Source organism: Azonexus sp. MM2026_4, from assembly GCF_055901855.1.
On record NZ_CM148380.1, the window covers coordinates 2,248,188 to 2,268,218 of the forward strand.

Sequence of the window (20,031 nt, forward strand, 5' to 3'; positions counted from 1 at the left end):
CTGATCCTGCCGCCAGACCATTCCTCATGCATACCAGGACACAGCCGCACCCACCAAAACCGCACCGAATTCATTGATCAACTCTGCCGCCCGAAATAACCGTTAGGTCCCTATGTATTGTCCAACTTGCAATACCCAGAACTCAGCAACCTCTGTTCGATGCATTCAGTGCGGAACAACACTGATATATGAGGCAATCGGTCACTCAGCCGCGTTTCGCAAGGGAGCTCAGATGATCGACCGCCGCATGTACAGCGGAGCCGGAGCCTTCCTCGGCGCATTACTGGGGCTACTTCTCGTAAATACCGTCTTCGAGTACCACTACGGTGCCGAGAAATTCGTGTTCCCAACCTGTGTTATTGGTGGTGGTTTAATCGGCCGATTAATCGCCTGGTCCAAATGGCGCAAGGCTTAGACCCTAGCCCACCCCATCGGGAAACAAACAAGTCGCACAGGACAGCCGCCTTCTTTCTCGCGGCAATCCTCACCGGCGTCGCCATCGCCTACTGGCAGCGGGCGAAGCTGCCGCCAGCGGCAGCCGGTTTCTTGATGCGCCACCTCGATGCGCCGCACTACTATCCGGCGACGCTCGACCTGTCCCGGCCCACCCACTTGAAATCGCTCGCCGACCTCGAGCAATGGCTGACGGGTGCCGTCTTTTGCGCCCCCCGTGCCATTCAGGACGTTCAGGACCCCGCCTTCATCCGGTCATTGACGCGACTGGGTGTCACCGGCGCGCAAGTCGTCGAGGGGCCGCCCGAAGGTAGCTGGCAGTTGCCGGCCGGCACCCGGGTGCTGGGCTTTCCGGCGAAGGCGTTCGATTTCTGGGGTGACAGCGGCTCCGACTTCTCGGTGCTTGTGGACGGCCCGATTGCCGACCACATCGCGTCCGTCGGCGCCAAGACTTCTTTCGTCCTGCGGAACGAAGACGCACCGGTGTTGTTCAGCCGCGAATTCGCCTACGACGCGGAGAGCTTCTACACCATCCCGCCTTACACCTACTTCCGGAGCGACAAGGCATCCCGGATCGGCTGCACGACGCTGGACATGTAAGGAGCAAAGGAACGCTTCCGGAAGCAGCTTGCCTCGTACGTTCATCGGCAAACCGCTCGCATCCCAATGGACGGGCCAGCAGAATTCCGGCCAACCCGAACAAAACACCGGGCTGCTCAATTGAAAGACAGCCGAGGAAATGATGCCCCCGGAATCAAGCAAGCGAGCGGTCAACGTCGGCAGATAGCATTTCAAGGCGCGAGCAGTTACCCATGGCAGAGAAAATACGCACATCGACACTGGTTTTCATAGCTGCTTTCGCACTCGCAGGTAGCACACCTGCCGCGATCGGCATTTCTGGCTTGCGCGAAGCTGTACTGGCAACTTACTACAGCCAGCCCGTCAGCGGAGTGATAGATCGCTTCGAATGCCCACGCCGTAGCAAAGGCTGCGCAGTTGTAGTGCGCTTCGTTCATCCTGACGGATCATCCCAGGAGCTTGTCGAACAGAATGCGAATCCAGCGCCGAATTTCACCGCTGGCAGTCCGGTGCGCGTCCTGATACGAAACCAGGGCAAGAGAGAGCTGGTCCGACTTGATCGAGCATTCTATCTCTGGCTCCCCCCGTTGCTGCTTTGCGTGTTCTCCATCCCCTTTCTGGGTTGCGCCGGTTTGCTAACCCTGGATGCGATACGGGGAAAAAAGAAGCGCCACAAGCGGGAATCACCAGAGATCGATTCTGCCGCCAGGAAAAAGCTTGGAAATACGGGATGAGACTCGCGTCCCACCTCAATAATTTGCCTTATCTCGGCAAGATGCTCGCCTAGCCCGCCCGCAACCAGCGATGCACCGCCGCGAACAGCGCTTCCGGGGTCAGCGGCTTGGCGAGGTGGTCGTTCATGCCGGCGGCGAGGCAGGCGTCGCGATCGCTGTTGAAGACGTTGGCGGTCATCGCCAGGATCGGCGTGCGCTGGTTCACGGAGTCGGCGCGGATGGCGCGGGTGGCGTCGATGCCGTTGCGGTTGGGCATCTGCATGTCCATCAGGATCAGGTCGTAGGTCTGCTGGCGGGCGAGCGCCAGCGCCTGTTCGCCGTCTTCGGCGGTGTCGACCTGGAGGCCGGCGCCGGCGAGGAGGATTTCGCCGACTTCGCGGCTGATCGGTTCGTCGTCGGCGAGCAGGATGCGACGGCCCCTGCAGTCGGCGCGCAGCGCGGCCTCGTTTTCCTGGGCGTCCGGCGCGGCTGACGGGACCGGCTCGCCAGCCGCCACTTCGGGCAGGCGGACGACGAACCAGAAGACGCTGCCCTGGCCGGGCGTGCTGACGACGCCGATGTCGCCGCCCATCAGTTGCGCCAGTTGCCGGCAGATGGCAAGGCCGAGACCGCTGCCGCCGTACTTGCGGGTCATCGAGCCGTCGGCCTGTTCGAAGGCGGCGAAGATGCGTTGCTGATCGGCGCTACCGATGCCGATGCCGCTGTCCTCGACCTCGAAGCGCAGCTCGACCGGGCCGTCGCCGGCGTCGCCGCGACTGACGCGCAGCACGACGTCGCCATGCTCGCTGAACTTGATCGCGTTGCCGACCAGGTTGATCAGGATCTGCCCGAGGCGCAACGCGTCGCCGAGCAGAGATACGCCGGCGAGCGCCGGCGGCATCTCGCAACGCAGGCGCAGGCCTTTTTCGGCGGCGCGGTGGGCGAACAGGATGTCGATGTTGTCGAGTACGGTAGCCAGCCGGAACGGCGCCTGTTCGAGGTGCAGGCGGTCAGCCTCGATGCGCGACAGGTCGAGAATGTCGTTGAGGATGGCGAGCAGGCGCTCGGCGGAGCGCCGCGCCTTGTCCAGTTGCTCGCGCGGCCGCGGGTCGCCGACCTGCTTGTGGGCGAGCGCGATCATGCCGAGGATGCCGTTCATCGGCGTCCGCAGTTCGTGGCTCATGTTGGCGAGGAAGCTGGTCTTCGCGCGGTTGGCGGCTTCCGCTGATTCCTTGGCGGTGAGCAGTTCGCGCGTCCGCTCGTTGACCATGGCTTCGAGATGCCCCTGGTAGTCGCGCAGCGCGGCGTTGGCCTCGGCGAGCTGGACGGTGCGCTCGGCGACCCGTTGCTCGAGTCCGAGTTGCAGGGCACGCAGGCTGTCGGTCATGCGGTTGAAGGAACGGGCGAGTTCGCCGATCTCGTCATCGACGTCGACCGCCGCCCGCGCTTCGAACTCGCCGGCGGCAATCTGCCGGGTGGTGCCGATCAGGCGGTTGATCGGCTGCAGGATGCTGCGGCTGAGGCGGGCGGAAAACGACGCGGCAAGGAGCAGGATGCCGAGAAAGACCAACCCCATGAGACCGATCGAGGTTGGCACCTGGGCTTCGATCGACTGCCGCGCCCGCTCGTTGAGCGCCAGCGCCGCCGCGTTCAACTGGCCGGTGATCTCGTCCAGCCGCTGTTCGCTACGGTCGCTGCGGGCGCGCAGGTTCAGGTAGGCGCTGAAACTGCCGACGTAATCACCGGCATCCTGGAGGATGCGATAGACGTGGCGCTGGGCCTCGGGATCCCGCCCCGGCGCGCTCGTCCGCAAGCGTTCGAGACCGGCGCGCAGGTCGGCGAGCAGGCGCGGCTCGCCATCTCCCGGCTGTTCCTGCAGCGCCCGCTCCTGCCATTGCAGACCGAGCAGGCGCAGCAGCAGGGCATCGAAGCGTTCGCGGTCGCCGAGCGACGCGAAGCGCAAGCGGGTATCGGCCAGCGCCGCCGGCAGCCGCTGCCCGAGCAGCAGGGCGCGGCTTTCCAGCGCCGCCCGCTGGTCGACCTCGATCGTGTATTTCTGGAACTGCCGGCGATAATCGTCGAGCAGCGGACGCAGCGCCGCATAGCCTTCGTCCTGCGCCGGCGCCGCGGCGATCCGCCGCTCCAGTCCGGCCAGCGTGGCGAGCGCCTGCGCTTCGGCCTGGCGCGCCCGCTGCCGGGAAAAGCGCTCGGTGGCGTCGCGCAACTGCATGATGTCGCCGATGATCCCGGCCAGCACCTCCTGCTCGCCGACCTGACGGCTGATCGAGACGGCGGCGTAGATGCCGACCAGGGCGTTGGCGGCCACGAGCAGCACCAGCGCGGCGAAACTGAGCTGGATTTTCTGCCGGAAGCCGAGCCGCTCGAGCCATTTCACGGTGGCGTTGTCCCTGCGGCGACGGCGAAGGCCGCCGGCGCGGCGGCGGCCAGTTGCCGGGCGATTTCCGGGTAGCTCTGCGGGAAGGCGAGGAAATCGGCAAAGGCGTCGAGACCGAGGCTGGCGACGGCCGGCGGCGCCGCCAGGTCGAAAGCGAAGGTGAAGATCGGGCTGCGGCCGATTTCCTCACTCACCCGCTGTTGCAGTTCGCTGTAGGCGCTGGCCGGCACCTGGCGGTTCGGCGCCAGCGCCCCGGAGCCGCGGCTGAACGCCTGCTGGGCGGCGGCGCCGGCGAAATAGGCAAGCACCTCGCGGGCGCCCGCCGCATTGGCCGCCCGCCGCGGCAAGACCAGGCCGTCGATCGGCCCCATCGCCACCCGCGGCAGTTGCGGATCGATGACCGGGAAGGGGAAGAAGTCGAAATCGCGGCCGGCCACCCAGCCGTGCGCGGCATTGGTGAAATAGCCGATGTTCCAGGTCCCCATCAGGGTCATCGCCGCCTCGCCGCGATAGACCATCTCGTTGGCGCCGCTGTCCCAGGCCAGGCTGTTCGGATGCGGCTGGCGGTTGAAATAGCCGGCATCGAGCAGGCTCTTCCAGCGGGCGAAGACGGCCAGCACGCGCGGATCGTCGAAGCGTTCCTCGCCGTTCAGCAGGCGCTGGCGGAAGGCGTAGGGCGCGCTGCGCAGGAGCAGGAAATCGAACCAGAACTGCGCCGGCCACTTGTCGCGCGCGCCGAGGGCGATCGGCGTCACGCCGGCCGCCTTGAGACGCTCGCAGACGACCAGGAATTCATCCCAGGTGGCCGGCGGCTGCAGGCCGTGTTCGGCGAACAGGCGCTTGTTGTAGAAGATGCCGATGTAGTGCTGAGTCAGCGGCAGCAGGTACTTGTGGCCGGCGTATTCGCTCGCCGCCCGGGTCACCGCCGGCGGGAAGGCGGCGTCGAGGCCGGCGCTGGCCCAGACGTCGTCGATCGGTTCCAGGCGGTCGACGATGGCCGCCGTGCGGGCGCCCGCCCAGTTCGAATAAAGGTCGGGCGGATTGCCGGCCTGCAGAGTGTCGCGGATGCTGCTCTTGAAGGCCTCGTGGTCGAGGGAAACCGCCTTCAGCTCGTGGCGCGTGCTCTGCGCGTTGAACGCCGCCGCCGTCTCGCCGACGCCGCCGCTCAGTGAATCCGTAAAGTAATGCAGGAAGGTCACCGTGCTGCGCGCCGGCGGCGCTGCCGGCGCCGTCTCCCTGCCGCAGGCAGCGAGCAAACAAAGGACAAGACTGCCGAGCAGTTGCCAGCCTTTGATCGCCATCTCCCCCCTCCCTCGCCGCAAACGAGCCGACATCTTATCTCGACTCCATCACCGTCGGCACCTCCGGCTGCGCCGCCGCCAGCAGGCGCCGCCGCTCGGGCAGGCGGAGCAGGGGCAGCACCTCGCAATAGCGCAGCTCCGCCTCGTCGGCGAAGACGACGCCGGCGACGCCGTCGCCGACCTCGCGGGCGACCGCCTGCAGCCGGCCGCGCCAGTGCTCGAGCACCGCCGGCCAGTCCGGGAAGCGCGCCGGGTCGAACAGTTTCTGGCGGCCGTCGGCCAGCCCGGCGACACCGGGCAGCAGGTCGCCACCGTCGGCGACGCCGGTGAAGGCCGGCTTGTCGGCGAGCACCTTGGCGAAAGCGACGCCGGCCACGTCGTCCGCCACCAGCGCCGCGTAGATCGGCAGTTGCGGCTCGCTGAGGCGTTCGCTCGCCCAGTTGCGGACGTCGATGCTGGCACCGGTCTTGTAGTCGATGATCAACTGGCGGCCATCTTCCAGGCGGTCGATACGGTCGGCCACCACCTTGACCCGGATGCCCTCGATCGCGACTTCCTGCGCCTGCTCGCAGGCGGCGACCGTGAACGGCTGCGGCCGGCTCGCTTCGAGCGCCAGCCAGCGCTCGAGCAGGCGGCGCAGGCGGCCGCCTTCGAGCTGCCGGAAACGCGCCGGCAGGCTGCCGCCCAGCGTCTGCTCGAAGCGCGCCAGCGCCGTAGCGACAGCGCCGGCGATGGCTGCCGTCCGGGCGGCGGCGTCCTGCGCGGCGAGCGCCGCGCTGCCGCCGCACTGGCGCCAGAAGGCTTCGAGCGCGGCATGCACCAGCGTGCCACGGGCGGCCGGATCGAGCCCGTCGACCGGCGCTTCGAGCGCCTGGGCGGCGAGCCGGAAACGGTAGAAGGCCCAGGCCGGGCAGATCGCCTGGGCGCGCAGCAGCCAGCTGCCGCCGGGCACCGTTTCGCCCGGGGCCAGCGGCGGCGCCATGGCGTCGGTCAGCGCGACGCGCTGATCGGCCAGCGCCAGCCGGCTGGCCAGCGTCGCCACCCGCACCGTCAGCGGCTGCGCCGGCGGCAGCTCGGCGAGCAGCGGACTTGGCCGCAGCAGGCGGTTGCCGTCGGCCTGGGCGAAGGAAAAGATCAGTTGCGGCGCCGAGCGCAGCAGGCGGGCCTGGACGCGGCGGGCGAAGTCGAGCTCGACCTCGGCGCTGGCGTGGGCGCTGCCCGCCGCCCGCTGCGCGGCGGCCGGCAGCAGCGGGTTGGGACGCGGCGGCGGCGGCCAGCGGTCATCGTTCATCCCCATCACCCACAGCGCGTCGAACTCGAGGCCGGCACTCTCCAGCACGCCGAGCACCTGCACCGCCGGCCGGCCGCGGGTTTCCGGCTGGAACACGCGGTGCCGGCAGAGATCGCGCAGGCGAGCCAGGGCGGTCGACGCGCCAATGCTGCCGAGCACGCCGTCGAGCCGACCGAAGCCGTCGAGCAGTTCGAGGAAGGCGCGTTGGGCCTGGAATTCGTGGCTGGACAGCGGCCGTTCGCCGGGCCAGCCGAGCACCGCCAGCATCTGCCGGAAATGCCGGCCCCAGGCCGCCGGCCGCTGGCTGCGCGGCGCCGCCGCGGCCAGCCCGCAGCCCTCGGCGAGCGCGGCGAGCGTGCGCGGACAGGGCAGCTCCAGCCGTTCGCCGAGGCGCAGCAGGGCCGCCGGCGTGGTCAGGAAGCCGAGGCGGCGGCGCTGCGCGGCGTCGAGCCGGGCGCGCACGTCGGCCTCACTGTCGGCGCCGGCCCAGAAACCGCCGAGCAGCAACGCCGACAAGCGGGTCTGTTCGACGCTGCCGCGGCTGCCGGCGACCGCCAGCAGTTCGAGCGCGCTGCGCACCACCGGCTGCTCGGCGAGCGGCCGGCCGAGCGAGATGTTGTAGGGCCGCGCCAGATCGGCGGCGTCGGGACGCAAGGCCGCCGGCAGCAGGACTTCGTCGAGCAGACCGGCGAGGCGGTCGCGGACAGCGGCCAGGTCGGGGGCAACAATGCCGAGCTTGGCCTGCGGATCGGCCGCCAGGCGTTCGCCGACCCAGGCGGCGACGGCATGGCATTCGGCGGCGGCATCGGCACCGCTGCGTACCTCGATCCGGCGGGCGACGGCGGCCGCCGGCAAGGCCTCGACGACGACGCCACGCCCGGCCAGCGCTGCGAACAACTGGCGCTCAAGCGGCGTCGGCCGGTCGAAACCGGCGACCACGACGCGCTCGGGCAAGGCGCAGACGCCTTCATTCAGGCGCTCGATCAGCCAGTGCTGCAGGCCGCCGGCGTCGATCCAACCGGCGTTGCGGCAGCGCTTGAGAAAACGCGCCTGCCAGTCGGCGAACAGGCGGGACTCGTCGCCATCGCCACCCGCCGTCAGCCCCCATTCGCGGCACAGCGCATGCGCTTCCTGGGCGCTGGCAGCGAGGCCGGCAAGGTCGAACAGGGCGCCGCCGGCAACCCCGCCGGCCAATGCTTCGGCGACCACCTGTTCCCAGAGCAGGCGCTCGGCGTCGCTGTCGAGCGCGATCGGCACCGCCGCGCCGGCAAGCAGCGCGGCGTCGGCCAGCTCCGCCAGCCACTGGCCGAGGGTCAGCGCCAGCGGCGTCCGCCAGGCGGCTCCCGCCGCCGGCAGCATCTGGCGCAGCGTCTGCGCCAGACGCGAGGTGGCGCACAGGTGAAGCGTCTGACTCATGGCGCGCCGACGAACAGGAAGATGCTCGACGCCCCGGTGGACGAGCGGCCGATGCCGAGATAGGCGGGGCCGAGCGGCGTTTCGCCGCCGAGGTAGAGCGCGGTCGAATCGATCCACTGACGGCGCCGCGTTTCGCTCAGTTGGCCGCCGAGATTGGCCGCTTCCAACGCCAGGCCGAGGCGCAGGTCGCCGCGCAGGCCGAGCGGCATGCGGCTGACGATGTGCTCGGTGCGCAGGCCGAAGTAGCGGACGCTGTCGCCCTGCAACTGGTCGCGGCTGAACGCCGTCATGTTGAGGAAGCCGCCGAGGCGGGCGGCGTCGAAGCCGGGCAAACGGCCGTGCGGCGAACCGGTGTAGGCGAAACGGGCGTTGAAGACGTTGTCGGCGACCGAGAAGGCGCCGCGCAGATCGACATCGACCCGGGCGTAATCGAGCTTCGGCGAATCGAAATAGGTCAGTCGGGCGGCCCAGCCACGGGTCGGGAAATACATGCGGTCGAAGCGATCGAGGTCGACGCTCGCCTGCCAGCCGCCGAAGTCGGTATCGAAGTTGGGCAGCAGCGGCTGCCCGGTATCGAGACGGTAACGCCGGTCGCGCTGCAACCAGCCGAGGCGGACGTTGCCGTACACGCCCAGGCTGTGGCCGAGCCAGACGCCGAGCCGGCCCTCGCTGGCCTTGTACTCGGCGAGCCGGCGGTCGTCCTGGTAAATGCCGATGCGTTCCTGGTCGACGCCGGCCAGCGCCTCGAAGAAAAGCCGCTGGCGCGCGTCGAGCGGCTGGTAGTAATTGACCCCGAGCCGGTTGTGGGTGCCCAGTTCGGCGTGATAGAGCAACTCGCCGCCCAGCGCGTTGAGCCAGGTCCGATGGTAGGCGCCGCGCAGGCCGAAGGAGGCACCGTCGCCGTCGTCCGCCTGCAAGGTGATGCCGAAGCGCAAGTAGTCCGGCCCCCAGGATTTCTCGACCGGCATCACGCGCAGCAGGTTGCGCCCGGCTTCGTTGCTCAGCGCGTAATCGACGCTCTCGTAATGGCCGTCGCCGTAGATGCGCAACAGGTTGTTATCGATGCGCAGGGCGCCGACCTCCTCGCCCGGCACGATGTCGAGCAGGCGCTCGACCGCCTGCGGACTGACCCGGCGCAAGCCGGCCACCTCGACCGCATCGACGCGCAATTGCGGCTGTGCTTCGACCGCCACGCCCTGCTGCCAGGCGGCATAGTCCGCCGGGCTCAGGCTCAGCGCCGCCAGCCGCTCGACCACCGCCTGCGCGGCCAGGCGGCCGCGTTCGGCGGCCTCGGCGTGGCGCGGAAAATCGACCGCCGTAATGTCGCCGAGCTCGGGGCGGATCAGGATGTCGCGCGGCCCGAGCAGGGCCAGCGAACGTTCGACGTTCTGCTGGGTGAGGATGCCGATCATCTGCGCCGACACGCTGAGCAGCGAACCGATCTCCTCGCTCTTCAGCAAGGGCGTGCCGACATCGACGGCGATCACGACGTCGGCCCGGCAGCGCTCGCGCACCTCGCCGACCGGCAGGTTGTCGACCAGGCCGCCATCAACCAGCTTGCGGCCGGCCGCCTCGGTTGGCGCCAGCAGGCCGGGCACCGACATGCTGGCGCGCATCGCCGTGCTCAGCGTGCCATCGCGGAAGACCACCCGCTGGCCGCTGCCGATGTCGGTGGCGACGATCGACAGCGGCAAGGGCAGGCTCTCGATCTGACGCGCGGTGCCGACCAGGCGGTTGAGGAAGAGCTTGATCTTCTGGCCGGCGACGACGCCCCCCTGGTAGCGCACACCGCTGTCGCCGACGCCGCCTTCGGAACCCGGCGGATAAGTGCGGGCGATCAGCCGGTTGCGGTAACCCATCTCGCCGTATTCCGGGTTGTCGATGAAGATGTCGCGCCAATCCACCCGTTCCAGTTCGCGCCGCATCGCCGCCGGCGTCACGCCGGCCGCCCAGGCGCCGGCGAAGAGAGCGCCCATGCTGGTGCCGGCGATGCAATCGACCGGGATGCGCTGCGCTTCGAGCGCTTCCAGGATACCCAGGTGGGCGGCGCCGCGCGCCCCGCCGCCGCCGAGCACCAGCCCGACCCGCGGCCGTTCCGCCGGCGTCGCTTGAGCAAGACCGGCGCCCAGGGCAAGGACGAGAACACAGCAGGAAAGCAGGCGGCGGATCATGTTGTCCAGATGTGAAAAAGCCCTGCCGGAGCAGGGCTTTTCATTGACTGCGAAAGCAAGCGGCAGGATTACTTGGTGCCGATGACTTCGATGTCGACGCGGCGATCGGCCTGCAGGCAGTCGATCAGCGACTTCGACTTCTTCTCGCCCTTGCCGCACTTGTCGCCGGTGACCGGCTGGGTTTCGCCCTTGCCTTCGGTGTAGACGCGGTTGGCTTCGATGCCCTTGGCAACCAGGTATTCCTTGACCGCGGCAGCGCGCTTCTCGGACAGCTTCTGGTTGTAGGCGGCACCGCCGATGCGGTCGGTGTGGCCGACGGCGAGGATCACTTCGAGCTTGATCTGGCCAGCCTTGGCGACCAGCTCGTCAAGCTTGGCCTTGCCTTCCGGACGCAGGACAGCCTTGTTGAAGTCGAACAGCGCGTCAGCGGCGACGGTGACCTTCTCGCCGGTCGGCTTGACGCCAGCGGCAGCGGCGGCGGCAGCGCCAGCCGGGGTGACGGCCTTGCCTTCGCAGGCGGCCTTCGGCAGCAGGTCGCGGTCGCATTCGCAACCGGCCTTGTCGGCGGCGGCAGCGGCCGGGGTCCAGTAACCGGTGCGCCAGCAGAGGCCGAAACCGCTCTTGGCGACGACGTCGCGCTGGTCGATGACATAGACACGTTCCTGGGCGACAGCCGAGAAACCGATACCCGCGAGCAGGGCAACAGCGATGGATTTCTTAACGAGGTTCATGTTTTTTCCCGAGGAAAAGTTGTTGTTAGAAGGTGCGGAACATTCTATTACGAATCGTCACCAAGGCGCCAAGCCGGAAGCACCGGATAAAGCGACTTGACGCGATATCATGGCATTCTTGCAACGCTGCGGCCGCCCCGCCCCACTGCCCTTGCTCAAATCGCTGCCCCAACTGCTCCGTCGCCTGCGTCCGCGCGGCGCCGCTTCCGACCAACGCCTGCTCGATACGCTGGCGGCTTTCCGCAACGAAGAGGCCGACGCACTGAGCCTGCTGCGCCGGCTGATCGCCGCGCTGCGCCCGGCGCACGGCGGCGACGACGGGACGCCGGCGCGCTACGCGCTGCTCCTCGAACGCCTCGAAGAGGACGCCACCCTCGCCGCCGCCTTCCGTCACCACGTCCTCAGCTTCATCGGCAGCCGGCGGCTGCTGACCTTCTTCACCGACAGCGGCATCCTGCCCGGCACCGGCTTCTTCTCCGAATGGTGGCGCATCCTCGGCAACCGGCTGCTGCCGGAAGCCCCCGACGAGCGGCGGATGCGCGACTGCCTGCAGCTGATCTTCGAACGGCGCGACGACTGGCGCTGGCTGGAAGCCATCCCGGCGCCGCTGGCGCAGCGCTTCTGGACGCTGCTGGCGCCGCCCGAGGATTTCCGCGAGCGCGACCGGCGCGGCGTCCAGGAACAGATGCTCGACGCCATCCTGCTCCTCGCCCACCGCGTCAGCGGCCTCGGCGTCGAGGACGAGCTGATGCGCGCCTCGCCCGACCTCGACGACGACGCGCCGCGCTTCATCGCCCTCTCGGCGGAAGCGCTCGATTTCGTCAGCGCCTTCCGCGCCGGCCTCGACGGCGACAGCGAACGTTTCGACAACGGCGACCAGTTGCAGGTCATCGTCAACCAGTGCCAGGACACCCTGAAGCGCATCCGCAAGCGAGCGCTCACCATCGGCACCAGCCTGCATCTTTCCTACCTGCTGACGCGCGGCGAACAAAGCCTGCAGCGGCTGGCGGAATTGGTCGCCATCCTCACCGCCGGCCTGCGCGAGGTGCCGCACGAGGCGGCGATCGCGCAATGGGCCGACTTCGCGCGCGCCGTCTTTCTCGCCGAAAACCGCCGCCACGGCCTGCGCCATTACCTCGGCCAGTTGTCCGGCGTGCTCGCCGTGCGCGTCACCGAGAACGCCGCCCGTTCCGGCGAGCATTACATCTGCGAGACGCCGGCCGACTACCGCAAGATGTGGCGTTCGGCGGCCGGTGCCGGGGTCCTGATCGGCGTCATGGCGCTGCTCAAGATCAAGGCGGCGACGCTGCACGCCCCGCCCTTCGTCGAGGCTTTCCTGTTCAGCATGATCTACGGACTCGGCTTCGTACTCATCTTCCTGCTCGGCTTCACCGTCGCCACCAAGCAGCCGGCGATGACCGCGCAGACGCTGGCCGGCCTGCTCGGCGAACTGAAACCGAACCGCAACGCCGAACTCGAACGCGTCGCCGACGTCGCCGCCGCGGTCAGCCGCAGCCAGTTGGCGGCAATCTTCGGTAACGTCGCCGTCGCCTTCCCGGTCGCCCTGCTGGTCGGCGTCGCCTTCACCCTGCTCGGCGGCGAGGCGGTCGGCCCGGACAAGGCGCTCCACCTGCTGGGCGACCTCGACCCGCTGTCGTGGGCGATCCCGCACGCCGCCATCGCCGGTTTCTACCTCTTCCTGTCCGGGCTGATCAGCGGCTACTTCGACAACCGCGCCGCCTACGCCGACATCGGCCGCCGCATCGGCTACCTGCGCTGGCTGCGCGCTGTCGCCGGGCGCCCCCGCGCCGAGCGCATCGGCCGCTACATCGAGGACCGCCTGGGCGGCATCATGGGCAATTTCCTGTTCGGCTGCATGCTCGGCTCGACCGGCATGCTCGGCGCCATGCTCGGGCTACCGCTCGACATCCGCCACATCGCCTTCTCCTCGGCCAACCTCGGCTACGCGCTGGGCGGCCTCGATTACGCGATCGCCTGGCAGGCGCTGCTGCTCGGCGTCCTCGGCGTGGCCCTGATCGGCCTCACCAACCTCGGCGTCAGCTTCGCGCTGGCGCTGCGCACGGCGATGCGCGCGCGGCGCATCGAGTTCGCCCACTGGGGACCGCTGCTCGGCGCCATCGGCCGCCGCCTGCGCCGCCAGCCGGGCAGCTTCCTGCGTCCGCCGCGGCCGCCCGCCGCCTGACGATGCGGCGCCGCGCCGGCCTGCCCGCCCTGATGCTCTGCTGCGCGCTGCCCGCCGCCGCGCAGTGGCAGGTCGAAGCGCCCGACGATCTGGCCGGCCGCATCTCGCCCTTCCTCACCGAACACACCGGGCGCCAGGGAGCACGCGCACTGGGCGAGGAAATCCTCGCCACCGAAGGTTATTTCACGCCGCAGATCGAAATCGCCGACGGCGATGACGGGCTGACGCTGAAGATCGACCCCGGCCCGCGCACCCGCATCGCCGAAGTCGACCTCGCCATCGCCGGCCCGCTCGATCCGGCGCGCCGCGAGGCGCTGCTTGCCGGCTGGCGGCTGCCGGTCGGCCAGCCCTTCCGCCAGGCCGACTGGAACGACGCCAAGCAGCAGGTGCTGGCCGAACTGCTCGCCGTCGAACACGCCGCCGCCCGCCTCGACGACAGCGCGGCGACGATCGACGCCGCGACGCAGCGGGCGACGCTGCGCGCCCATTACGACGCCGGCCCGCGCTACCGCTACGGCGAACTGCGCATTGACGGCCTGTACCGCTTCCCGCCCGAACTGGTCGCCCGCTACAACCGCCAGGTGCGGGTCGGCCGCCCCTACCGCGCCGAGGACCTGCACCTGCTCGCCAGCCAGTTGCAGGCGACGCCCTACTTCGCCAGCGCCCGCGCCGAACTCGACATGGACGCCGCCAGCGTCGACGGCGACGGCAACGCGACGGTCCCGGTCGACCTGCGGCTGCGCGAACGCCCCGGCCACCGCGCCGGCTTCGGCGCCGGTTTCAGCTCGAACACCGGCGCCCGCGTCGAGGCCAACTACCAGACGCCGAACTTCCTCGACCAGGCCTGGGAGTTCACCGGCGGCCTGCGTCTCGAACAGAAGCGGCAGACCCTCTACGGCGACGTCTTCCTGCCGCCGGACGCCAGCCAGCGGCGGCACGGTTTCGGCTTCGCGCAGGAAAGCAGCGACATCGAGGACCTGCGCACCGAACGTCATGCTTTCGGCGTGCAGAGCATCCAGCAGCGCGGCAGCGTCGAGCAGCGGCTGTCGCTCAACTGGCAGCGCGAGCGGCGCTCGCCGGACGGCGCCGCCAGCGTCACCAGCCGGGCGCTGGTCGCCAACGCCACGTGGACCTGGCGCGCCGTCGACAACCCGCTCGACCCGCGCGCCGGCCTGGTGGTCCAGTTGAGCCTCGGCGGCGCCGCCCGCGCCCTGCTTTCCGACGCCAATTTCGTGCGCGCCCACGGTCGCGTCCAGTATTACCTGCCGTTCGGCGGCCGCGATACCCTGGCGCTGCGCGGCGAACTCGGCCGCACCTACGCCGACAGCCGGCTACACGTGCCGCAGGACTACCTGTTCCGTACCGGCGGCACCGGCTCGGTGCGCGGCTACGCCTACCAGAGCCTCGGCATCCGCGAAGGCACAGCGACCGTCGGCGGCCGCTACATGGCCGTCGCCAGCGCCGAGTACACGCACTGGCTGAACGACGACTGGGGCGTCGCCGCCTTCATCGACGCCGGCGACGCCGTCGATGCCCTCGCCGACGCCCGCCTCGCCGTCGGCTACGGGCTCGGCGTGCGCTGGCGCAGCCCGGCCGGGCCGATCGGCGCCGACCTCGGCTACGGCGAACGCGAGCGCGCCGTGCAACTGCATTTCTCGCTGGCGATCCCGTTCTGATCATGAAACGCCGCCTTGCCGCCCTTGCCCTTCTCGTTTTCCTGCTCGTTCTCCTGGCGTTCGCCGGCCTCGCCTGGCTGACCGGCACCGGCAGTGGCCTGCGCACGCTGGCCGGCCTTGCCAGCACGGCCAGCGGCGGCCGCCTGCAGTTCGCCGGCGTCGACGGCCGCCTCGCCGGTCCGCTACAGATCGCCGAAGTGCAATGGCAGGACGGCGAGCAGCACATCGCCATCGGCCAACTGCAACTCGCCTGGTCGCCGGCCGCACTGAGCGACGGCCGGCTGCAGGTCGACGCGCTGACGATCGGCGAACTGCGCATCGACAGCCCGGCCCAGCAGACGCCGACGCCAGCGCCCGCCGACCTGCGCCTGCCGCTGGCACTCGCCGTCGACCGCCTGGAAATCGCCGCCGTGCACTACAACGGCAGCGCCCTGGCCAGCGAGCTGCGCGCCCGCCTGGCCAGCGACGGCCGCCAGCATCGCCTGGCCGAGCTCAGCCTGCGCAGCGGCGACGTCGCCATCGTTGGCGACGGCGAAATCGACGGCCTCGCCCCCTTCCCCCTGCGCGCCGACCTCGCCGTGCACGGCCAACTGGCCGAGCGCCCGCTCGCCCTCGACCTTCACGCCGCCGGCCCGCTCGCCCAACTGCCGCTGCGCCTGCAGGCGAAAAGCGGCATCGCCGGCGACGGCGAAGCGCTGCTGACGCCGTTCGCCGAACAGCCCTTCGCCAGCGCCCACGTCGACCTCAAGGAGATCGACCCAGCCGCCTGGCAGGCCTCGCTGCCCAGCGCCCGACTGGCCGCCCGCATAGACATCGCGCCGGCCGGCGACGGTGTGAGCGCCCGCTTCCAGATCAGCAACAGCCGCCCCGGCCCGCTCGACCGCCAGGCGCTGCCTTTCACCGAACTGGCCGGCGACGCCAGCTGGCAGGCCGCCCGCCTGCAACTGCCGGCACTGCGCCTGACGCTCGCCGGCGGCGGCGAACTGCAAGGGCGCGGCGACTGGCAGGGCGAACAGGACGGCAGCCTGCATCTCGAACTGACCGCCAGCCGCCTCGACGCCGGCCGCCTGCTCGCCGCATTGCGGCCGACCCGGCTGGCCGGGACGATCAAGGCCGAACTGGGCGCCAGCGCCCAGCAGGTCCGCGTCGACCTGGCCGACCCGCGCTTTCGCCTGCGCGCCGCGGTCGAGCACGCGGCGGCGACGGTGCGCGTCGAACAACTCGAACTGGCGGCCGGCGACGCCCGCCTGCAGGCAAGCGGCGAGCTGCACACCGGCGACTTCAGCTTCCGCGCCGACGCCCGCCTTGACCGCTTCGACCCGGCGCGTTTCGCCGCGCTGCCGACGGCGACGCTGAACGCGACGCTGCAGGCGAGCGGCCGCCTTGCGCCGGCGCCGGTGATCGACGGCGAATTCGCGCTGCACGACAGCCGCTTCCGCGACCAGCCGGTGAGCGGCCAGGGCAAGCTGCGCCTGGCCTGGCCGCTGCTCAGCGGCGTCGACCTGCAACTGGCGCTGGCCGGCAACCGGCTGCAGGCGAACGGCGCCTTCGGCCGCGCCGACGACCGCCTGAGCGTCGTCATCGACGCCCCGCAACTCGCCGCGCTCGGCGGCGAAGGCGGCATCGCCGGCCGCCTCGAACTCGGCGGCACGCTTGAGCGCCCGAGCCTCAACGCCAGCCTGCAGGCGGCGACGCTCGGCCTGCCGGGCAGCTTCCGCCTGCGCGGCCTCAAGCTCGACGGCCAGCTCGGCGCCGCCGACGAGGCGCCGCTCAAACTCCAGCTCGGCCTTGACGCAATCGGCGACGGCCACACCGCGACCTGGGCGCAAGCCCTGCAACTCGACGTCGACGGCAGCCGGCGCAGCCACCGGCTACGCCTGACCAGCAGCCTGGCCGGCGGCGAGCGCCTGCAACTGGCGGCCAGCGGCGGCCTCAGCGAGATGCGCTGGCAGGGCCAAGTCAACGAGCTGACGGTGAACGCCCACGACACCGCCCGCAACCTGCGCCTGCTCGCCCCGGCCGCCGTGCAACTGGCGAGCGATGGCTGGTCGCTCGGCCCGCTGCGCCTGGCCGGCACGCCGCTCGACTGGCAGGCAACGCTCGCCGCCAATGCCGACACCAGCCGACTGAAGGCCGAACTGCAAGCCAGCGGCAGCCGCATCGGCAAGGTCGACGCCCGCCTCGAGGCGGCGCTCGCCAGCCCCTGGCAACTCGCCGCCGACCGCCCCTGGCAGGGCCGCCTCGACGCCGCGATCAACGACCTCGCCTGGCTCGGCGAACTGCTCGGCGAGCAGTGGCGCAGCGCCGGCGAACTGAAAGCGGCGCTGCGCCTGGCCGGCACACCGGGCCGGCCGCAACTGTCGGGTACGGTGAACGGCAGCCGGCTGGCGATGAGCGACACGGAAAGCGGCATGCGCCTCGAACAGGGCGAACTCACCGCCGACATCACCGACAACCGCCTGCAACTGCGCCGCTTCGTTTTCGTCAGCCCGCACCAGCCGCTGCCGCGCCCGCTGCGCCAGCGCCTGGGCGATGCGGCGGCGGCCCAGGCAGCGCCGGGCAAGCTGGAAATTTCCGGCAGCATCGCCATCGACCCGGCGAGCAGCGATGGCCAGGCCAATCTCGACGTCGTCCTCGACCGCGTCGGCGTCCGTCAGCGTCCGGACCAGTGGCTGAACCTCTCCGGCCAGGGCAAGCTGAGCTGGCAACAGGCGGCGCTCGGCCTGCGCGGCCAGCTCGCGGTCGATGCCGCCTGGTGGCAGATGGCACCGGCCGGCGCGCCGCGCCTGTCGGACGACGTCATCGTCAAACGCCCGGGGCAGAAAGCCGCCACCGGCACCCGGCCGCGTCTCGACCTCGACCTGGAAATCAGCCTCGGCCGCCACTTCCTGTTCGACGGCAGCGGCCTGTCCACCCGGCTGGCCGGCAGCCTGCGGCTGACTGCCAGCGGCCGCGACCTGCCGCGCGCCAGTGGCACCATCCGCACCCGCGACGGACGCTTCGACGCCTACGGCCAGCAACTGGAGATCGAGCGCGGCGAACTGCGCTTCCAGGGCCTGCCGGAGAACCCGGCGCTCGACGTGCGCGCGGTGCGCAAGGGGCTGGCCGTCGAAGCCGGCGTGCAGATTTCCGGCACGGCGCAGAAACCGGTGCTGCGCCTGGTCTCCGACCCCGAACTGCCGGACGCCGAGAAGCTCTCCTGGCTGGTCCTCGGTCATGGCCCGGAAAACACCGGTAGCGGTGATGCCAGCGTCCTGCTCTCGGCGGCCGCCGGCCTGCTCGGCAACGACTCCGGAAAACTGGTACAGCAGTTGAAGCGCAGCTTCGGCATCGACGAGTTCGGCGTCCGCCAGGGCAGCCTCGACGGCAGCGGCCGCCAGGCCGGCAGCCGGATCGCCGGCGGCAGCGTGGACACCACGGCCAGCACCGGCCAGCAGATCTTCAGCATCGGCAAGCGCCTGACCGAAACGGCGACGCTCGGCTACGAGCAGTCGCTGGGCACCGCCGACAGCATCGTCCGCCTGTCGGTGGCGCTGACCCGCGACATCACGTTGATCGGCCGCGCCGGCAGCGACAACGCGGTCGATATCTTCTACACCCTCACCTGGGGTCTTCCACCGTCGCGGCGGGTGCGGCGGGAAGCGGCGCCCTGACCGGCTGGTCGTGGCGGCGCTGGGCTGAAAACCTCACCAAACGCAATTAACCCAATGGCATAATAAAAACTCCCATCCCGCTGCTTCCGCGATCAACCATGCTTGCCGAGCGCAAAACAGTCCTGATTCTGTGCAAGACCTATCCATCGCCCAGCGCAAGCTACGTCGAAACATCCTGCGTGGCAGGCATGGAGCACACGGGGAAATTGATCCGGCTGTTCCCAGTTCCTTTTCGACTGGTCAGCGACGAGCAGCAATTCAGGAAATGGCAGTGGATCACCGCCAGGGTCCGCAAGACCCGGGAAGATAATCGTCCGGAAAGCCACCGCATTTCCGTCGACACCATCGAACTTCTCGGCGAACCCTTGTCACCCCGCAACGAATGGGGCGAACGACGGCAGGCCATTGTCCCGCTCGAAATCTTCACCAGTTTCGCTGCACTTGATGCGGCCCGGGAGACAAGGGGAATCTCCCTTGGCTTGCTACGCCCGCAACGTCTGATCGACTTGCTGATCACGAGAGCCGACACCCCCGAGTGGACGCCAGAAGAAAAAGCAAAACTGATGCAAGCGCAGACCCAAGGGTCGCTTTTTGATCAGCATGACGAACAGAAATCGCTGAAGTTGCTCAAAAAATTACCGTTCGACTTCCATTACGTCTATGCCTGCGAATCCGATGGCATCGTCACGACGCACAAGCACAAGCTCGTCGACTGGGAAGCCGGCGCGCTGTTCTGGAATGTTCATCGTAAGCAGGACTGGCAAAAGCTGTTCCGGCAAAAGTACCTTGTCGAATTCTCGACCAAGGACCTGCTTTTTCTGATGGGAACAATCCATCGCTTTCCGAAGCAATGGCTGATCGTCGGCGTGATCTATCCGCCTAAGCCACTAGCCGCACAGGCTGGTCAGGGAGAACTGTTTTAGCGGTCAGGTGACTGACCGATAGCCCGCTGCCAAGGCGCATCGCCGCACGGGCGACATAGCTGCGATGACAAAAGTTGAAATCAGCTTCGAAACAGATAAGGCATACGATTGAACTACGGGCCATTCCCGCCAGCTGGCTGACCATGTTGTCCTGAGTGGCAAGATAGCGCTGAAAATCTCGAGCATAGGTCTGCCAGTCGCCATCCATCCGATAACGGTTACGGATCTGCTTGGGACATCCCAGCGCGGGCGCGTGGAAATACGCAATCCCATGACGTTTCAGGCTCTCTGCCAGCGCGGTCTTGGAGAAGCCTTTTTTCCTCGACAACGGCAATTCACGAACATCGACAATGGTCTTGACCCCAACCGCTTGCAGCCGACTGATGAAAGCGTCGATATCGAGGCCCTCGTAGCCGAAGGTATAAAGAGGAACAGACATTAATACTCGCCAAGTGAAGGATCGATGGTCAGTTTAATTTCTCCGTCTCGATTCACCAACTGACTGCCGCACCGGCAGCGACAACGC

General features: G+C 69.0%; 13 protein-coding genes and 1 pseudogene. 8 read left to right on the top strand and 6 right to left on the bottom strand.

The genetic code is table 11. The annotated features are described in order from the left end of the window. Positions 1-112 precede the first annotated feature (112 nt). The 4 genes and pseudogenes from AC0KWY_RS10605 to AC0KWY_RS10620 all read left to right on the top strand — a co-directional run. Positions 113-178: pseudogene (locus AC0KWY_RS10605) on the top strand (zinc finger protein); the annotation flags it as partial. Positions 179-232: 54 nt separating this feature from the next. Continuing rightward, a complete protein-coding gene (locus tag AC0KWY_RS10610; protein WP_474029775.1) occupies positions 233-415 on the top strand; it encodes a hypothetical protein in 183 nt (60 codons plus the stop codon). Between the two features lie 134 nt (positions 416-549). Next, complete coding sequence (locus tag AC0KWY_RS10615) at positions 550-1,053, top strand: hypothetical protein (RefSeq protein ID WP_474029618.1); 504 nt, start codon at positions 550-552, stop codon at positions 1,051-1,053. A gap of 212 nt (positions 1,054-1,265) precedes the next feature. Further along, on the top strand, positions 1,266-1,766 hold the full coding sequence (locus AC0KWY_RS10620) for a DUF3592 domain-containing protein (protein ID WP_474029619.1): 501 nt from the start codon (positions 1,266-1,268) through the stop codon (positions 1,764-1,766). Between the two features lie 49 nt (positions 1,767-1,815). Here the strand turns inward: AC0KWY_RS10620 and AC0KWY_RS10625 are convergent, their stop codons facing one another. The 5 genes from AC0KWY_RS10625 to AC0KWY_RS10645 form a co-directional block, all read right to left on the bottom strand. Next, positions 1,816-4,140 (bottom strand): ATP-binding protein, encoded by a 2,325-nt coding sequence (locus tag AC0KWY_RS10625; RefSeq protein ID WP_474029620.1) that lies wholly within the window; start codon positions 4,138-4,140, stop codon positions 1,816-1,818. Beyond that, positions 4,137-5,441 (bottom strand): ABC transporter substrate-binding protein, encoded by a 1,305-nt coding sequence (locus tag AC0KWY_RS10630; protein WP_474029621.1) that lies wholly within the window; start codon positions 5,439-5,441, stop codon positions 4,137-4,139. Before AC0KWY_RS10630 ends, AC0KWY_RS10625 begins: the two co-directional genes overlap by 4 nt. Before the next feature lie 34 nt (positions 5,442-5,475). Next, the gene (locus tag AC0KWY_RS10635; protein ID WP_474029622.1) at positions 5,476-8,148 is read right to left on the bottom strand and encodes a PD-(D/E)XK nuclease family protein; all 2,673 of its coding nucleotides are present in this window, start codon (positions 8,146-8,148) and stop codon (positions 5,476-5,478) included. Further along, positions 8,145-10,319 (bottom strand): patatin-like phospholipase family protein, encoded by a 2,175-nt coding sequence (locus AC0KWY_RS10640; RefSeq protein ID WP_474029623.1) that lies wholly within the window; start codon positions 10,317-10,319, stop codon positions 8,145-8,147. The genes AC0KWY_RS10635 and AC0KWY_RS10640 overlap by 4 nt, the downstream gene beginning before the upstream one ends. A gap of 68 nt (positions 10,320-10,387) precedes the next feature. Beyond that, the gene (locus AC0KWY_RS10645) at positions 10,388-11,050 is read right to left on the bottom strand and encodes an OmpA family protein (protein ID WP_474029624.1); all 663 of its coding nucleotides are present in this window, start codon (positions 11,048-11,050) and stop codon (positions 10,388-10,390) included. A 109-nt stretch (positions 11,051-11,159) separates the two neighbouring features. On the opposite strand from AC0KWY_RS10645, the gene AC0KWY_RS10650 reads away from it, so the two are divergent. From AC0KWY_RS10650 to AC0KWY_RS10665, 4 genes are all read left to right on the top strand, one after another. After that, positions 11,160-13,253 (top strand): site-specific recombinase, encoded by a 2,094-nt coding sequence (locus tag AC0KWY_RS10650; RefSeq protein ID WP_474029625.1) that lies wholly within the window; start codon positions 11,160-11,162, stop codon positions 13,251-13,253. Positions 13,254-13,255: 2 nt separating this feature from the next. Next, positions 13,256-14,929, top strand: coding sequence for an autotransporter assembly complex protein TamA (locus AC0KWY_RS10655; protein ID WP_474029626.1), 1,674 nt, complete (start codon positions 13,256-13,258; stop codon positions 14,927-14,929). A 2-nt stretch (positions 14,930-14,931) separates the two neighbouring features. Next, positions 14,932-18,582, top strand: coding sequence for a translocation/assembly module TamB domain-containing protein (locus AC0KWY_RS10660; RefSeq protein ID WP_474029627.1), 3,651 nt, complete (start codon positions 14,932-14,934; stop codon positions 18,580-18,582). A 98-nt stretch (positions 18,583-18,680) separates the two neighbouring features. Continuing rightward, entirely contained in the window at positions 18,681-19,505 is an 825-nt protein-coding gene (locus tag AC0KWY_RS10665) for a hypothetical protein (protein WP_474029628.1), read from the top strand. Here the strand turns inward: AC0KWY_RS10665 and AC0KWY_RS10670 are convergent. Further along, positions 19,462-19,944 (bottom strand): DUF488 domain-containing protein, encoded by a 483-nt coding sequence (locus tag AC0KWY_RS10670; RefSeq protein ID WP_474029629.1) that lies wholly within the window; start codon positions 19,942-19,944, stop codon positions 19,462-19,464. The two genes, AC0KWY_RS10665 and AC0KWY_RS10670, sit on opposite strands and share 44 nt — an antisense overlap. Between the last annotated feature and the right edge of the window lie 87 nt (positions 19,945-20,031).

Excerpts from the sequence above, each read along its gene's own strand:
- AC0KWY_RS10655 (WP_474029626.1), top strand. The coding sequence starts at position 13,256 with ATGCGGCGCCGCGCCGGCCTGCCCGCCCTGATGCTCTGCTGCGCGCTG.
- AC0KWY_RS10610 (WP_474029775.1), top strand. The coding sequence starts at position 233 with ATGATCGACCGCCGCATGTACAGCGGAGCCGGAGCCTTCCTCGGCGCA.
- AC0KWY_RS10635 (WP_474029622.1), bottom strand. The coding sequence starts at position 8,148 with ATGAGTCAGACGCTTCACCTGTGCGCCACCTCGCGTCTGGCGCAGACG.
- AC0KWY_RS10665 (WP_474029628.1), top strand. The coding sequence starts at position 18,681 with ATGCTTGCCGAGCGCAAAACAGTCCTGATTCTGTGCAAGACCTATCCA.
- AC0KWY_RS10630 (WP_474029621.1), bottom strand. The coding sequence starts at position 5,441 with ATGGCGATCAAAGGCTGGCAACTGCTCGGCAGTCTTGTCCTTTGTTTG.
- AC0KWY_RS10670 (WP_474029629.1), bottom strand. The coding sequence starts at position 19,944 with ATGTCTGTTCCTCTTTATACCTTCGGCTACGAGGGCCTCGATATCGAC.
- AC0KWY_RS10650 (WP_474029625.1), top strand. The coding sequence starts at position 11,160 with ATGGCATTCTTGCAACGCTGCGGCCGCCCCGCCCCACTGCCCTTGCTC.
- AC0KWY_RS10615 (WP_474029618.1), top strand. The coding sequence starts at position 550 with ATGCGCCACCTCGATGCGCCGCACTACTATCCGGCGACGCTCGACCTG.
- AC0KWY_RS10645 (WP_474029624.1), bottom strand. The coding sequence starts at position 11,050 with ATGAACCTCGTTAAGAAATCCATCGCTGTTGCCCTGCTCGCGGGTATC.
- AC0KWY_RS10640 (WP_474029623.1), bottom strand. The coding sequence starts at position 10,319 with ATGATCCGCCGCCTGCTTTCCTGCTGTGTTCTCGTCCTTGCCCTGGGC.
- AC0KWY_RS10660 (WP_474029627.1), top strand. The coding sequence starts at position 14,932 with ATGAAACGCCGCCTTGCCGCCCTTGCCCTTCTCGTTTTCCTGCTCGTT.
- AC0KWY_RS10620 (WP_474029619.1), top strand. The coding sequence starts at position 1,266 with ATGGCAGAGAAAATACGCACATCGACACTGGTTTTCATAGCTGCTTTC.